The sequence below is a fragment of the Enterococcus sp. AZ188 genome (genome assembly GCF_050544075.1).
Lineage (GTDB): Bacteria > Bacillota > Bacilli > Lactobacillales > Enterococcaceae > Enterococcus_D > Enterococcus_D entomosocium.
In genome coordinates, this window is record NZ_CP172943.1 from 2,919,871 (window position 1) to 2,936,211 (window position 16,341).

Consider the following 16,341-nt stretch of genomic DNA (forward strand, 5'->3'; position numbering starts at 1 on the left):
TTTTACGCAACTCATCAGTCCTTATTGACAAAGAGCCGTGAAAGATTCGCTTGTTTATGATCAACTCTGTTTAATTTTATCTAGGATCATTTCAAATGTTTCAAAGGTATCTATAACTAACTGGCACAAACAAATCAAATACTTCTTTTCTTTGTAGGTCCTATTAATATTAGGACAGGAGGACATCAAATTATTATATCTTGCTCTTTGTTCACTTGATACTAGCTGCCAGCTTTTCTCAAATATTTTTTCTTCCATTATCGATCCCCCAAAAAAAGCGCTACCTAAAACTTCAATAACGGACAGCGCAAGTCTAATTACGCAGATCTAAGTATAGACAAACTATATTGAGTCAAGCATAAGTTCTCTGTTTTTAATAACAGAGATTTCATATGATTCAAAGCATGACAAATAAGCTATGCTTAAACATAATTTTAAAAATAGTTAGTTGACAATCATCTTCTGCTCGTCATAAATCTCGTTTCTTTTTAATAGTTGGAAAATAATTCGGACCAGCTTCCTCACAACATGACTAATCGCAACATTGTAGTGCTTGCCTTCGTCTAGTTTTTTCGCGAGGTAGACACGCATAGACGGTGACCAAATTGACATTAGCCTCGCTCCTTCATGCAATGCCCAACGCAGATATGAAGAACCGCGTTTAACCATTTTTCCAGACTCTAACTGGTTCATTCCCGAAGTGGATACTGAAGGTTCTGCACCTGCATAAGCGAGCAATTGATTTGGTGATCTGAAATTTTTAATGTCTCGTATTTCTGCTAAAATAACACTGCCTAAGCCGTTCCCAATTCCTGGTATCGTTATAATAGGGGAATCAATTTCACTCATTAAACGCGTGACTTCTTCTTCGGCTTTTGAACGCATTTTTGTAAAGTACTGAATAGCGTCAATGGTTTGAATCAGTTCAAACTCTAGTGCTGGTGATTCCTGACCAATTGATGTTTGAGCCAAGCGTTTAAGCTCCACAGCCTGTTCTTTGCCTAACCGTCCTCTTGAATACTTCGTTACAAGGTTGGTTAATTTAGTTAAATGCGCACTGCCCATTTTTTTAGCAGATGGGTACTCTTTTAAAACCTCATACATGTACGACTGATGTTTCGCAGCAGAAGCACCTAAAGATACCGCTAGTTCGGGGAATAAAATATCTAAAATTCTTGTATAATTAATTTTCTTTTTGGTGCAATCCTCTTTAATTCTAGCGACATGACGTGTCGCGTATTTCAGTTCAATCATGTTCGATTGGGTATCAAAAATTTGTTTATCCAAATCTTCCCTTAGTTTACGAGCAATTGTCATTGCATCCTTCTTGTCCGTCTTTGTTTTTCGTAAACTTTGATTTTTCGCAAACTCTTTAATTAAGAATGGATTATAGCTGAATGTCGGATAGCCTTGTGTCCGAAGGAAACGCAAAATATTAAAACAATAATGACCGGTATCTTCTAGCGCAACCTGAATCTCTTCACCTGTTGTTTCTTGTAGATTAGCTAGCGTCATCTGAAGCTTTGTAAAACCTTCGCGATTATTTTTAATCTGAAGATGACGAATGAAGATCGTTCCTGCAGTATCAATTACCGCCAAATCGTGTTTATTCTTTGCGACATCAATTCCAACATATAGCATAAGATCACCACTCCTACTTATTTAAAATTACGCTGCGTTCCACTTACTCTTTGCCTATGTAACCTTGTGATCAATCAAGCGTCACGAACGTATGTCATGCGCTAACAAACTTATTACCAATTAGACAAAGAGCTGTGGCCAGAGCCTATACAAAACAGTATTCCAGTAGAATCTGGTGGATAGCATACTAGTCCACAGCGCTTAACTCAATTATAGATAAGATAACAGCCGATTAGAATATAGCAGTTGATCAATTGAGCACTTTAAATATACAAGGATAGTTACTCTTACTTCTGAATATCATTCAAAATTGGTTGAATTTTCAGGTAAGAGTACTTCCTTTCTTTTCTTGATTAAGTAAATCTACTGCTATGGTTGTCAGTTTTGCAGCATTTTTGAATCGCATTTCATCAATTGACGATTTTCTTTTCATCAAATCTGATACTGTTTGCCGTGGTAATTCAGTTAATTTATGAACCTCTTTAATCGTCATCCCGCTTTCAAACAGTAACCATTCAATTTTTTCTTTTTCTGCGTACATTATGCTATTCCTCCACCAAGAGCATAGGTGAAACGTATTCCCCACCGCTCGTTTTTATGATATATTTGAAGTAGTAGCACTGTTTTTTCGGAACGCTGTTACTATGATTTGCACGTAATCTGCTCGAACAGATTATGTGCTTTTTCTTTGTTTTATTTCGATAAAATACCTCCTTCAAACACCTCACGCTTAACCGTGTTTATACTATTATAATACACGGTTAAGCGTGAATTGTCAATCGATATTTTCCATTTTTTTATCAAATTATTGAATTATGGTGTTTCTATTTCAAAACCATCCTCTTTTTCCATTACGGTAGAATGTTCTTTTTCCTTTGCCAAAGAGGCTTCTATTTCAGACTGAATCTCTTGTTGGAGTAAGACTTTCTCTTGTAATTCTTGCGTGTGGCTGAAAGGCTGTTTGATTTGTTCTCTAGCACTTTCCATCTTTTCTTTTGTTTCTTGGACTTCCTCAGCTGCTTCTTGTAACATTTCGGGCAGTTGACCAATTTTATTCTCTATCCGGCGAATGCTCCCAATTTGGGTGCTAGGATCTACGAGTAAATCGTAATGCCCTTTACCATGTAGACGTACTTGTAAACTTCCATAGGTTAATTCACTTTTTCTAACAGAAAATGAAAATCCTTTATACTCACCGATTTCCACGAAATCTGGAGAGCGCATATAAAGGAACGTGGCACTTTCAAAGACTTCTCCGGCTTTTGATCTTTCTGTGTATTCTTTGCCATCGATCACGATCGAAAACTCGTCAGGATCATTGTCTTTATACCGCTGAATGTCTTCTTGTAGCGTGGCCATATGCTGCTCCCCGCTTTTTATCATTGACGGATAGATTTGATCGATCGAACGTTTCAATAGCTCTCGCTCATTCAAATACGAAGATTGCAACATTCTTAATTTCGTGATCTCATTATCCAACCGCATTTTGTCTGCTAGCAGCGGATTACCTGTCGCAACGGCTTTGATCTCAGAAGCGTCTAGAACCGTTTCAGACATCTCGTCTACGGTTCGAGTAATTGCCTTACCAGTCATTACTTGAGAGATATACGTTAGCTTTTGTTCCTGAATCTGCCACAAGAAACTATCAAATGTTCCTTTAGCCACATAACGATAAATCTGAATCTCTTTGTTCTCATTCCCCTGTCGAACAATCCGGCCATCTCTTTGCTCAATATCTGAAGGACGCCAAGGACAGTCTACATGGTGTGCTGCAATCAATTTGTCCTGAATATTCGTACCGGTCCCAACTTTTCCGGTACTTCCAATCAGAATACGGACTTCACCTTCTCGGACTTTCTCAAATAAAGCATCACGTTGGGCTTCGGTTTTTGCATCATGAATGAACGCCACTTCGTTTTCAGGTATATTTTTTTCAATCAGCTGACGCTTTATTTCATCGTAAACATTGAATTTTCCAGGTTTTGGCGTTCCGGAATCAGAGAAAATAAGTTGTGTCGATCGTTGTTCTTTTGTCTCTAACCAAATAGAAAATACCTTTTCAGCTGCACGTGCAATTTTGGTCTGTTTCAATTCTTGTGGATCATATTTTGATTCATCGTAGTCATCTAACAGGCGCGGATCTAGTGCCATTAACTTCGCTTCGTTCGTGATTTTCAGCATATTGTCTACTTCCGGAGACACTTCACGATTCCTGATTTTTTCCGCACGCATAGCCAACTGATCCATCTTATCTTTTTGATAGGTAATAGGCTCAGTGACAATGATTTGTGCTTTCTCTCCTTTGATTGCTGGTACAGGAAGATTAAGCATGTCTTTGGTTTGAATGTCCGCAATTAAGTTAAACATACTCATCAGTTCCGGAAGATTGTGGAATTTAGAAAAACGATTCTTCATCTGATAGCCACTACCTTCAGGCGTGATTTCCAGTGAAGAGACGATTTCGCCAAACGTGGAAGCCCAAGCGTCAAAATGGTAGACACCAAAGTCTTTTAATACATCTGGTTGTAAGTATTTTTGCATGGTATACATTTCCGACATCGAGTTAGAGATTGGCGTTCCTGTCGCAAAAACAACGCCACGACCCTGATTTTCTTCAAGCATATACTTCACTTTCATTTCCATATCACTGGATCTTAGACTGTTAGACGCATTGACCCCTGCCACATTAGATAACTTGGTGTAGGAATAGAGGTTTTTATACAAATGAGCTTCATCCACAAACAGAAAATCGACGCCCAAGTCCTCGAAGTAAATCAAATCATCTTTCTTGTCTTGCTTGTTCAGTTTGGCTAACCGTTCATTGAGCCTTTTCTCAAAACTAACCATCTGCTTGATAGACCAGGAATCAACATCATTTTCCATTTGATAAGCAGCGATTGCTTCAGATACCTGATTGATTTCTGCTTTTAACATACTTCGTTGGCGTTTTGGGGATAAGGCAATTTTTTCAAACTGAGAATGGCCAATAATCACGGCATCATAGTCGCCGACAGCGATTCGAGAAACGAACTGTTGCCGATTGGCTTTTTCAAAGTCTTTCTTGGTTGTAACAAGCACTTTTTTGGACGGATAGAACCGCAAAAGTTCGGTACCAAAATCGCCTGTCAGGTGGTTAGGCACAACATACATCGCTTTTTTGATCAAACCATGCGTTTTCATCATCATTCCTGCAGAAATCATCGTTAACGTCTTACCAGCGCCTACCACATGAGCCATCAACCCACGTCCGTTTTGAATAATTCTGGCAACCATATTCTTTTGGTGCGGTCGCAATTCAATTTGTTCATTCAGCCCCTCAAACTCTAGGTAGCTACCGTCATAGGTTCTCGGTACTAATCGATTAAATCGCTCTTCGTAAATTCCTTGCAGCTCTTCAAGGACTTGAGAATGATTCATAACCCAATTCTTGAAGATCTCTTGCAGTTCTTCTTGTTTTGAACGAGCATATTGCGTTTCTTTAGGATTTAATACATAGTGTGATTTTCCATCGCCGTCTTCCACTCGATCACGGATTTCGATTTTTTGGAGATTTAAACTATTTTCAAAAATGAGATACGCATTCGCACGTGCCGTTCCGTAGCGGTTACTGACGATCGGTCCTTTATGTGTACTTTTTCCAGAAATAAAGTAGCGAGAAGCGGTTGGATCATAATCCAATTGGACATAATGTTCCCGAACCATCCACGGCGGTGTTTCAAACGTTTCAAACATAAACTGTTCATACGTTTCTTTAGGTATCCAGGTACTTCCAACCGAATAATCGATTTCACCAGCTTTCAATGGCTCAGGCTGCACGTCCTCTAAAGAGGACACATTTTTTTCAAATAGTCCTGGATAGGTTTCATTGAAGTACCGAGCTTCTACTAGCTTTTGTTTGACATCACCGCTTAGATATTCTTCTCTGACTTCCCAAACATCATCAAATTGATCCCCTTTATACTTCAATGGATCAATGAATATTTGACCTTCGAGTTCTTCCACTACGGTTTCTTTGTCTTTTCCATAAACATCCGCCATAAAATTTAAATCTACTTTTAAACGCCGTCCTAATGACAGCTGTAATGCTTCAATCGCAGAATCGACTGTTGTAATTGGTTCTTTTCTCCGGATAGTTGCCTTAAAAAAGACATCCCCTTTTTCAACAGAGCCGTCCTTATGCACAATTTCAATTGATTTAAGTAATGGAAGGTATTCGTCACGTTGGAACACTTTCGATTTTTGCGCAATCGGACCAAATTCAGATACAAAGGTATCGTACGTTTGATTCAGTTTTGCCAGAGCAAGCTGAAATTCTTCCTCACTATAATCTTCTTGTCGCTGAACATAAATCACTTGTAATAGCTCTTCTTTGATTTTGATCAATTGGGAAAGTTGGTTTTCGGCTTTTTCTGATCCTTCAAATGCTTCTAAATAGCCATTGTTGTTGAAATAGATTTTCCCTTGGCTTTGGCCGTAATTGAAATTCGGGATCTCGGAAACTGAAACTTCATTGTCTGTTCTTTGTTCTACGAGAGAGATCTCTTTAGCGGAAGGCGTAGGCTCGAACGTTCCTGGAATCTTTTCAATCGCAGTCCTTAGATCATCAATCAAATTCGCTTCAGGCTTTGCTTTCACATCGAGGGTTTTCCCACGAAAATTCTTAAGTGAAAGTTCGCCAAGAATCATGTCCGTATTTTTCACAAAATAGTTGTTAAAAGGTTTTCCTGGTACATCTCTATGCATGCCGACAAACACCCAGCTGGGTGTATATGAGCGCTCGATTTCCGAATTCTTTTGAAAGAATATAAGGTCAGTAACAACATCGGTACCTGCTATTTTTTTAAACGCATTGCTTGGTAAACGAACGGCGCCAAGCAATTCACCTGTTTTTGCATACTCACGCCGAACATTTTCACTCTGCTTATCTAAAGTTGAAGTGGACGTGATAACAGCTACAATACCGCCTTCTTTTACACTATCCAACGCTTTTTTAATAAAGTAATCATGAATGGCATAGCTATGGTCGTAGTTAGGATCTTCGATTTGTACACTATCAAAAGGAATGTTACTGATTACGAGATCAAAGCTATTTTGATTTAGAGGGGTATTCTCAAAACCAGTCACCTCAATGGTTGCATCTTGGTGTAAGTGTTTTGCGATCGCTCCAGTCAATGGATCCAATTCAACACCGTATAGATTGGACTGAGTTCTTAATGATTCAGGCATAGCAGAAAAGAAGTTTCCAGTCCCCATCGACGGATCTAAAACATTTCCTCCCTGGAAACCCATTGCTTGTAACTTCTCATAGATCACTTCTATTAGCCGTGGATCTGTGTAGTAAGCCGTTAACACACTTTCACGTGCTTGGCGGTATTCCTTTTCAGTCAATAATTTTTTCAGCTGTTCACGCTCGTTCTTCAATCGATCATCACGGGTATCAAAGATACTCGCTAAACCGCCCCATCCAACGTATTTCGCCAGAACCGTTTGTTCTTCTGCCGTAGCCATTCTGTTTTCAGATTCAAGCTTTCTGACTAAAGCAATTGCATCAATGTTGGCTTGTATCTTGTCTTTTGTTCCTTTTGGATAGAAAGCATCTAGCGATTCCAACGGAAACGAAAAGTGATTGTTGCCTTTGATTATCACGTTGTGGCTTTCTTGTTTTTCGACGGATACAGAAGGCTTCTCAACTTTTGGCATTGGAACAAAGGCGACCTCAGAGCCGTACCCACTGTCTTGAAGCGGTTCTTCAGTGGCTTCAAAATCATCCATATCAAAGAGGGTGATTTCTTCTGCTTTGTCCGGTTCGCCTTGGACTTCAGTTTCCGTTTGTTCTTTTGAAGGTGTTTGCGATTGGATTTTATCTGTTGCCTTCGTTTCGTAAACCTTTATTCGGTCTTTTTCTTCAGCTGTTAAATACTCATTTTTGGCAATCAGAAACTCTAATCGTTCTGCTATTTCTTTCCATTTGTAGATTTTCTTGTGTTCTTTGCCATCGACTGTTGCTAAAACTCGAATGCCTTTGCTTGGCATGCTATCCATCATCGAAAAGGTTGATCCCTCGATTGAAAGTGTTCGGCCATACCAGCCAAATTCACCTTTCAAAAATTGAATACGTTCCTTTAGATTTTTCGTTTGAGAAAAGTTTAGATATACGCGAATTCGTCCGTCAACTGTTCCTGTTCCAGATTTCAATAGATCGTTGATCACTGCTTCAGTAAATATTTCCGGTTTAGGAGAAGCTTGGCTATCAGATTGCTCATTTGAAGAAATTAAAAAAGGTTCAGAAGACGTATTCTCTTCCAAACCTTTTTCCGGATCATTTTGTTTTACAGAATCTCGCTCATCGCTATCTCGATTGCTTGTTCCCGATAGTTGTTGCGGATCTTGGTGGCTGTCTCCAGATTCTGCTGCTCCTCTAAGGTCAACGGATTCTGTTGCTCCATCTGTTCCGCTAGTGTTGCTACTCGCTCCCATACCTTCTTGTCGATAGCGTGGCCGTAAGTCATTAGCTCCCCTTGCATTAGTTTCACCTGATACTCTGTTGGCTGTTCTTCCTTCAGTTTTTCCACGGCGATTGAGCCAAAACGACCGAGCGGTTGGTTTTCTGGATACTCCATTTGCGGGATCAACTGTCCGTTCTGGTTCTCTTGATACGTAAATTTCATCTTCCTTGCTCCTCTCAGTTTTATAAATCAAAATATCTTTACTTAAAAATCGGTTGATTTCGTTTGCTTTGGTCATCACTTCCACAAACGTCCGAAAATTTTGCAGTTGTGCCAGTTCTTCAAATTCAGGAATTGGCTGAATCAAGGCTTTACTTTGAACCATTGCCAAACCTATCTCTAAAGCCAATCTTCTAGGAACAGGATCTTCCAAGTCGGCTGTAAATGAGTCGATCATATCCTGTCTTTCTTGTGTGATAAAATCTGGCCATTTGTGTTCTTCCAAACTGTAATCTGGAAAATCTAGCACTTTCCCAACGGTCTGATTCACATCAAAGTAATAAGAAGCCATCATTTGATTATTGGAAAACCCAAGCGTCATGATCGCCTTGCTTCCAAATTTGACTTGACGACCAATTTTTTTCCATGTAGCGAAATCCGCTAAATAGCGAGCTTCGGGATTTTGACCATGAATAAATAGTTGGTCATTTACATCGTATTTATGGAGGAACTTTATTTGTTCCAAGTACTGTTGAAAAGATTGTGTCGTTTCTACAGTTTCAGCAAATGATTGCTTAAATAGCATTCGTAAGGTAGATTGTTTCTTCTCGTCCATGGGCGCCTCCTGAAAGTTAGTGTGGCGCATGGATAAACTCAATCAAAAAAAGGAAAGTCAAAAATGGCTAAGAAGGTTTGAGCAACTATAAGAAACTCCCCTTCATCGCATGTGCCGGACAACGTGTACAGATCTGCAGAAGGATTGATCGTAAAAAACTCAGAACAATCGACGATCATCGAATGTTTAGAAGTCTCTAAGCTAATCTTGACCTCTAATGGTGTTTCAGTTGCAGCGTCTGTCACTTTGCAGACGATCACTCGCTCATATGTGTCATAAAAGGCATCTGCACTAAGAACCAGATACATTTTCCCCTGGTTATCTGATAGAATGTTGCGTTGGTTCCAGTTACTTTTCATCGCTATTCTGCTTTAATGGATTTTCAATCTTTGGAACAAGCTCAATAATGCCATTTTCTTTTTGGTGGCAATAAAAGTATTGATTTTCTTTTATTTGTAATTCTTTGGGCAGAGAAATGACGAGCGAATTTCCTATGATTCTAGTTTTGACTGCTTTCATGATTGCTGTTCACCTCATGCGCTATTATACTCGTATATCCAAAGATATACAATAGTTTTTATTTATAAAAAAAAGAACCAGCTATGCTGATTCTTTAAAGTTCCATCTCATTACTCAGTTTTTTCTCTTTTTTTAATTTCTTTTTTTCCTCCATTTTCTCCTGATCCAGTATCAATTTCATCAAGGAATCAACTGATTCCAATGTCGATTCGAAGGAAATATCTTTAGCAAAATTATTTTCGCCTTGATATTTTTCCCATTGATCTGCCAGTGATTTACTTTCAATCAGCTGAGGCATTTCTCTGTTGTATAGATTTTTGAATGAGGTGGGATTAGACCTTTGTTTAAAGGTACCACGTATACTTTTGTATAGACTTTCTGCATCGATACTCTCCAGTTTAGGAATCATATACATATCATAAAAATCCTTCATCCTTGAATTGGCGATACCAAAACTGAATGTTGCATGTAGCTTTTCAGATAGAATTTGTTCCGTTGGGTAGGCAGGAATTTGTATTTGTTTATCTTCAAACATTAATTTATGTTCGTACATTGCAGCTTCTGGAATAATAGAATCACCTGACGTAATATCCAATTTAAAAGGGACACGTGCTGTATCTAAATAAGCAACTATTTTTGCTTGATAACCTGGATAAAAATCAGCTTCTCGGGTTTCTGATAATCCTTGAAGTTCAAATTGAATCCCGTCCTTTGTTGGATTGGCCATCAACTCAGTAAAAATCTCTGTTAGTTTTTCTTTAGTCAACTTTGAATTTCGGAAAGTAGTATCAATATCTACGGTTGATCGATTCTCTAGTCCATACTTAGAGCCAATCAAAAATCCACCTTTCAAGACGAAATCATCTCGGTAGTCAGATTCTGAGATACATTCCAGTAGTTTTTCCATCATAAAGTATCTTTGGACGATCTGTGGGTTCAAGTGTTTTTCCATTGCAAAGTTTCGAGTCTTTGCCTTAAACTGTGTCGGGGTCATTTAGTTGTTCCTCCTAATATAACGGTACCATATAAGCACTCATTTCTTTTGGCGATTTCAAAATTTGCATGTACTTTCTTAATTTACTAGTATTTCTACTAGGGCTATTCATATACTCTTTTAGCGCTTCTTGCTTTACTTCTGCACTTGCCGTATATCGTGAATTCCACATGTCACACAGGGTTCTTTCCAGATCATAAAGAACAATTTTGTTCCCATAAAAGCTTTCTGTTTCTGTTAACCCTAATTCAAATGTTTCTTTTGTTGTATAGTGAGGTTGAATAGCATAATTATCAAGGCGATCTTTAGGAACATTATAACCTTTAGGAAATGTCATATTTAACTTTTTTGGAATATAAGTTCCCACTTGATAAATATCTAGTGCTGTTTCGTGAGAAAAAACGCCTTTGGAGTAAACACTTTGAGCCAAGTATAGTTCATCAATAAACGTATCTTTCATCACATAAAACCCTGGTGCTACCTTTTCGATTTTTTTAGATTTAACTAACCGATCTAATGTCATAGGGAGGATTCCCTCTTTTCGGGCATCTTTCAAAGATAGATTTCCACCATATTTTTCTAAAGCATCAACAACCTTTTGATTCAAAATAAATCCCCCCTTTTGTTAACTTTAAACTAACTCAATTATACTACGTTAGTTTAATATCAACAAGAGGGAATCAGATTTTGAACCTATTTAAGTCATTTCAAATCCTTGTGCTTTTTCTTTCCGCTTCTTTTTACTTTTGTTAATTGCCACCTTTTCTTCAATAATCATCTCATCATCTTCTTGTATGAGTTGATTGGTGGTTTCAATTTCTTCAATTTCGTCTTCTTCATCAATCGGTCGATAGAGTGTTTCAAATTCCTGAAATGATCGTATACCCTGGTTTTGAGCTATAAAGGTTTCGACATCTCGATATGAATAAACCTTGGTATAGTCTTGAAGACGTTCTGCTAAAACATATATCTCTTGCTGATTCTCATCAGGAACCACCGAAATCGTTAACGTAGGATCTTTTTCAAAATAAGCGACAATCTTTTCTCGTTCTTTTCTAACATCCAATCCTTGATCTCCAGTATCTGTCTGAACCATAATTTTCCTCCTAAAAAACGGTCAGGCACTTCTGCCAAACCGTCTTTTCTTTCTTATTATTTTTGTTAAATATTTGATTGACTCTCATAATGCAGTTCACGATATGCTCGTTCATTTAGATAATGCTGCAGACTGTTTTCGCAAGATCTCCTTAAAGATTGAACTATCTTTCGCATTTCCATTTCTTTGCGACGATCTTGGAATCGAGAAACACTTCTTGGAGCCATGCTTTTCCCGTTTGCGTTTTCTTTTTTTAGTAGCTCCTCGAGTTCTGCAGCGGTTGGTTGATAGGCTTCTGTTTGACTAATATCGTAAACGCAAATTTCTTCAAAGACGACTGTATCTTCTATTTTGTAGGGTGCAATGAGTATCAGCGGTTGATCGATCTCGTCTTCACGCACCTTACGGCCATTTAGTTTCCATTGTTGCGGACCATAAACAAACGTAGCCCCAGGGTTTTGCCTCAAGATCATCGCGCGGTTCTTTTTTGAAAATCGATCAAGATTGTGTTGCCCGTTACCTTCCTCGCTCTCCGAAGATTTTCGTTCTTTTGCTGACACGAATTCTTCATCCAACGTTTTATGTTTTTGAATACTTGTTGGTTCATAGTGAACAAAATCCGTCTCACTATCCACCGCATGAATGTACATCGCTCTTCGCTCGATCGTATCCTCCTGATTGGCGTTCTCCTGATTCAGCTTATACTGTATCCCCATTTGACGCTGGTCTAAAGATTCATCTCGCTTGTCAAAGTGTTGTTTCATCAATTCGAATGCTTCAACGAGTTGGTTCGACCGTTCAGTAGGAATCGAATCGCTCTTAACTTCAGGCAATTTTTCAATGAACGGTTGCTCAATTTCATCTTCTTCCACAGGTGGCGGGATCTCATTTAGCAGGTGAAATACATCTTCCATTTCCGGAGAAATGAAATCTTGTTCTGTTGAAGATCCTAAATCGATTGGCAAAACCGCTTGTTCTTTTTGAAGGGCATCAAATTCTTCTGCAGTCATATTTCCCACTGCTTTTTGCATTTGTTGACTCTTGGCAAATGTTCTTAACTCATGCAAAATTTGGTTTCCAATCTGAGCGTATAACCCATTTTTTCCATACAACTGATTCTCGTAATAAGTCGGTGCGTTTCTTGGATTTCCATACGCTGATTCGTATTCGTCAGAAATTGGTTTTAAAAGTCGAATCACTTTTTCCATCGTTTCTTTTCCGTCAGTGTTTAAGAACAAATTGACCATTCGATCGAGCGGTTCTTTGAAGCCATGCCTTTCGGAAAATCCATATTTCCAAAAGTATTTGTTATCAGGCAATGCTTCCAGTAAATCGGTTGCTAACGTTTCGTATCGACCAGCCAAAAACTCACTACGATTCTCTTTTGCTAAGGTCACTTGTTGCCGTATCGACTGGCTTAACTCTTTAAGTTGCGATTCATTTTTGAGAAGCGTATTTACAAACGTCCGGCGTGTACTTTTTATGGCGGACTGTTTGAATTTGGCCATATACTGCCAACCAGTTTTCTCTGGATCAGTTGGATGTTCATAATATCCCCACTCCCTCGTTGGTTCTTTTTCCACATACCCGATATGGACATGAATATGTTTTGTATTGTAATGAATGGCGCCCGACCACTCGCCTTCTAACCCTTCTTTCTTTTCCAAATCTGTGACTGCCTTTCTTGCTGCATCGATAAGGGTAACTGTATCCACCCGACTCGTTTTTTCATTCATTAATGCATGGTCAACTAGCCACTCATTCTTGAAACTAAAAACCATTTGCCAAAGTGGCGATTGATTTTCTTGTGCTTGTGTAAAGTAATCCTTTAAGTGATTCATTACTTCCAGTGGCGCTTGATCATAATGGCGAGTAAAAGACGAGCTTGTCTTTTCTGGATTCGACATATAATCATTGTAGGTAGAAAACATTTTTTCGTTTCCGCCTTCAATACTGTTGTAACTATCCGCTTGATTCTGTTCCGAAAACACATTGTACTTATCAAAGTTTTCGTTCCGAACGGCGGAACTTCGGTTCATGTAGTCAATGAATTCATGGAAAGCCTGGGCACTGGAAATGACGAACGCTGCTGAGTAAATGACGCCAGCTGTTTGTCTTGCCATCAATCATCACCAACTTGGTTATATTTCTTCCGGTGGTGCGCTGTTTTGATTTGACTTTCAAGCAGCTCTTGATATTGTTTTTTTGCTTCAATTAGTGGCAAAGAGTCCATTGCTTGGAACCCTTCAATCTCATGAAACCACATCATCGTGTTGAGTAATTGTTGATTCAATTTACTGTTCATTTCCGCTTCACGTATGATAGTCATTTGTTGCCTTTGAAGAGTCAATAATTCTTCCATTGCTTGCTGTTCTTGGGAATGATTCTTTTCATAAAAGTCTAACAGTGCTTCTAAGGTGTAGCCTTCATTTTTATCATTCCTCACATCATTCCAATAGCGGATACGATCGATAGTGGATTCTTTTACCCAATAGTTTTTTTTTCTCCACTTTTCTTCCTCTAGACTTGCTTGTTCTAGCTCTTCTTTTTCCATAAGTCTTGCCTCCTATCTTATTCAGTGAATGGATCCTTTTCTATTTCAGAATAGGATTTTTCAACGACGGTTATAGCTAACCATTCCATGAATTGTTTTTGCTTTTCTATGAACTGCCGGTACCGGATTTCACTGTCCAATTGGAACTCATCATAAGCAATTTGCGTTAACACTTCTCGCAACATCTCATCACGACTTTTGTATCCTTTTTTCTTCGCTACTTGTACTAATCTTTGGTGGATCTCTTCATCTACATCTCTAATCTTCAGTGGTTTTGTTCGACTCATCGTTGACTACCCCTCGTTTTTTTATAGCCAGCTGAGGCCCTGTTTTTTTCATTGGGTCTTAACATTGGCTTATTCGCCTCTGTCTAGTGTAAGAGCATAAGGGAAAATGGGGTCCACACAAGGTGTCCCGCCTTGCAGTGCAAGGCTTTTCTCTGGGGCCCACTTTTCTACTTTTTCGCCCCTATATCGCCCCTAATTTCAAGTATTTTCGCCCCTGTGACACCCCTGATTTTCCTTCTTTTTGAGGAATTCGCCCCCCGTTCGCCCCTTTTCTTAGCATTTAGCACCCTTGGTTCGCCCTGATTCGCCCCTGTGTCGCCCATGTATTTTTTGTTATTTATTCTCATTTTCCATTTGAGCAGCCTGATTTCGATCAATCAGTTTTTGACGGCGTTCTTCTACTACTTCAATTTGTTTTTGTGCTTCTTCAATTGCTTTGTAGTAGCTATCAATTTGACTATTCAGCTGCTTATTGGCATTCTCGATTTCTTCTTTTTCACGTGCAGTTAAGTACTCAGTTGACGCCTCATTTTCTAATATTTTTGACTTCGTTTTTTCGATTTCCGACTCTATTTTTTGAATGCTCTCATTTAGTTTTTTCCGTTCAGCGATCGCTTTTTCAATATCTTTTTCGGTCAATTCAATGACATAATCATTCACATTGCGTTTGGCCAGGGTTTTACTCGTTTGGACTTTACGATAATCTATATTGAAGCTTGTTTGATTGACTTCTTCTTTATCTTCAAACACCATTTCCCCCTCTTGATTGTAGGTGGGATTGACGCTGATATTCTTCTCTGAGTAACCAAAATCAATCAGGATCGTTGTCCATTTTTTAGGAAGTTTCGGAATAGTTAAGAGATAGTAATTATCAAAAAGTGGTTCTAGTTTGGACTCTAATGCGACCCCTTTATTGCCTTCTTTGACTGAACCTGCAAATGCTTGGTATTCTCGATTCACGCTCGTTTCATTGCGGCTTGTAAGGAGTATGACCTCCATATATCTAGTTTCGGGATTGTAGATACGTTGGAAGATTTGAACCGTATCATTCCCGATTGTCTGACTACTTTCTACACCAAAACCGCTATCTATAATCGGACTATCATCTTCAAATAGAAGTCTTGAGGTAAAGAAAAAGAGCGTTCCTATTATCGTAAATAGGAACATCCCTTTATAGATTATTGGCGATAGTTTTGCTCGCTTCTGTTTTACTTTTGTCTTCTTTGACTGTCCTTTTTGGAAGTCATCTCTGAACGTTTCAATCCGTTCAATCAGTTCTTTAATTTTTTTCATTTGTGCCGTCCTCCTCTATTCATAAAATCTTTCCGGCACATCATTCGTGGTGACTGTTTCTCGGATTTCATTCACTTGCCATACATTATTATCATTCTTTTTAAGATCCATCTGTACCAAATAACGTACGGTAAAAGGTTTATCTTCTTCATAACTTGTAGACACATATAAGAAGCCGGTTACTGTAGCTTCGCCCAGTACGTTCTCTAAATTCACGTAGTATTTTTCACTGATTTTGCTCTGCTCAACAGTCATCTTGTCGTTACTTTCTACCCAATATGGAACGATTTTTCCCTTGGCTTTTGGCGTGAGATACTCTTGAATACTATCCATTTTCTCTTGAATATTATCTGAATTATTTGTGTAGAAACCATCTGTAAAAGCCTTAGCTACTTTCTCAATATTCTTGAACTCTACTTCCGATCGTGTGTCTTTTGGAAGATTCACTTCCTGTGAATCAAGCTCTTCTTGCAACAATTTATTTTCTTCAACATAAGAATTTATCGTCTCCTGATTTGCTTTTTGTTCAGACAACAACGTACTATTTTCCTTCTCCTTTAGAACTGGTTGAAGATAATTTAAGGCAATCAAAACACCTAAAATAAAGCTCAGTACACTAACAAGTATAAAAATTACGGCACTATTTTTTTTCTTCATTCGACCTCTTCCCTTCTGT

General features: G+C 38.6%; 14 protein-coding genes. All 14 read right to left on the bottom strand.

The window, feature by feature from the left end:
* Positions 1–60: 60 nt before the first annotated feature.
* Entirely contained in the window at positions 61–261 is a 201-nt protein-coding gene (locus tag IGI86_RS13420) for a hypothetical protein (RefSeq protein ID WP_430617953.1), read from the bottom strand.
* Positions 262–444: 183 nt separating this feature from the next.
* A complete protein-coding gene (locus tag IGI86_RS13425) occupies positions 445–1,641 on the bottom strand; it encodes an IS110 family transposase (protein ID WP_430617416.1) in 1,197 nt (398 codons plus the stop codon).
* Positions 1,642–1,963: 322 nt separating this feature from the next.
* Positions 1,964–2,182, bottom strand: coding sequence for a hypothetical protein (locus IGI86_RS13430; protein ID WP_430617417.1), 219 nt, complete (start codon positions 2,180–2,182; stop codon positions 1,964–1,966).
* 272 nt (positions 2,183–2,454) lie between these two features.
* Positions 2,455–8,922: an SNF2-related protein gene (locus IGI86_RS13435; RefSeq protein ID WP_430617418.1), complete on the bottom strand. Its 6,468-nt coding sequence runs from the start codon at positions 8,920–8,922 to the stop codon at positions 2,455–2,457.
* Positions 8,923–8,960: 38 nt separating this feature from the next.
* The gene (locus IGI86_RS13440; RefSeq protein WP_430617419.1) at positions 8,961–9,281 is read right to left on the bottom strand and encodes a hypothetical protein; all 321 of its coding nucleotides are present in this window, start codon (positions 9,279–9,281) and stop codon (positions 8,961–8,963) included.
* Positions 9,271–9,441, bottom strand: a complete 171-nt coding sequence (gene mazE / locus IGI86_RS13445; RefSeq protein ID WP_218193474.1) for a type II toxin-antitoxin system PemI/MazE family antitoxin — start codon at positions 9,439–9,441, stop codon at positions 9,271–9,273. The genes IGI86_RS13440 and mazE overlap by 11 nt, the downstream gene beginning before the upstream one ends.
* 94 nt (positions 9,442–9,535) lie before the next feature.
* Positions 9,536–10,435 carry a nucleotidyl transferase AbiEii/AbiGii toxin family protein gene (locus IGI86_RS13450; protein ID WP_430617420.1) on the bottom strand — a complete coding sequence of 300 codons (900 nt, stop codon included), beginning with the start codon at positions 10,433–10,435 and terminating at the stop codon, positions 9,536–9,538.
* Positions 10,436–10,448: 13 nt separating this feature from the next.
* On the bottom strand, positions 10,449–11,042 hold the full coding sequence (locus IGI86_RS13455) for a type IV toxin-antitoxin system AbiEi family antitoxin domain-containing protein (protein WP_430617421.1): 594 nt from the start codon (positions 11,040–11,042) through the stop codon (positions 10,449–10,451).
* A 90-nt stretch (positions 11,043–11,132) separates the two neighbouring features.
* Entirely contained in the window at positions 11,133–11,531 is a 399-nt protein-coding gene (locus IGI86_RS13460; RefSeq protein ID WP_430617422.1) for a hypothetical protein, read from the bottom strand.
* Between the two features lie 65 nt (positions 11,532–11,596).
* A complete protein-coding gene (mobP2, locus tag IGI86_RS13465; RefSeq protein WP_430617423.1) occupies positions 11,597–13,654 on the bottom strand; it encodes a MobP2 family relaxase in 2,058 nt (685 codons plus the stop codon).
* Complete coding sequence (locus IGI86_RS13470) at positions 13,654–14,085, bottom strand: hypothetical protein (protein WP_138314771.1); 432 nt, start codon at positions 14,083–14,085, stop codon at positions 13,654–13,656. Before IGI86_RS13470 ends, mobP2 begins: the two co-directional genes overlap by 1 nt.
* A 17-nt stretch (positions 14,086–14,102) precedes the next feature.
* The gene (locus IGI86_RS13475; RefSeq protein WP_208775099.1) at positions 14,103–14,372 is read right to left on the bottom strand and encodes a hypothetical protein; all 270 of its coding nucleotides are present in this window, start codon (positions 14,370–14,372) and stop codon (positions 14,103–14,105) included.
* A gap of 333 nt (positions 14,373–14,705) precedes the next feature.
* Positions 14,706–15,665, bottom strand: a complete 960-nt coding sequence (locus IGI86_RS13480) for a hypothetical protein (protein WP_430617424.1) — start codon at positions 15,663–15,665, stop codon at positions 14,706–14,708.
* A 15-nt stretch (positions 15,666–15,680) separates the two neighbouring features.
* On the bottom strand, positions 15,681–16,322 hold the full coding sequence (locus tag IGI86_RS13485) for a hypothetical protein (protein WP_430617426.1): 642 nt from the start codon (positions 16,320–16,322) through the stop codon (positions 15,681–15,683).
* Between the last annotated feature and the right edge of the window lie 19 nt (positions 16,323–16,341).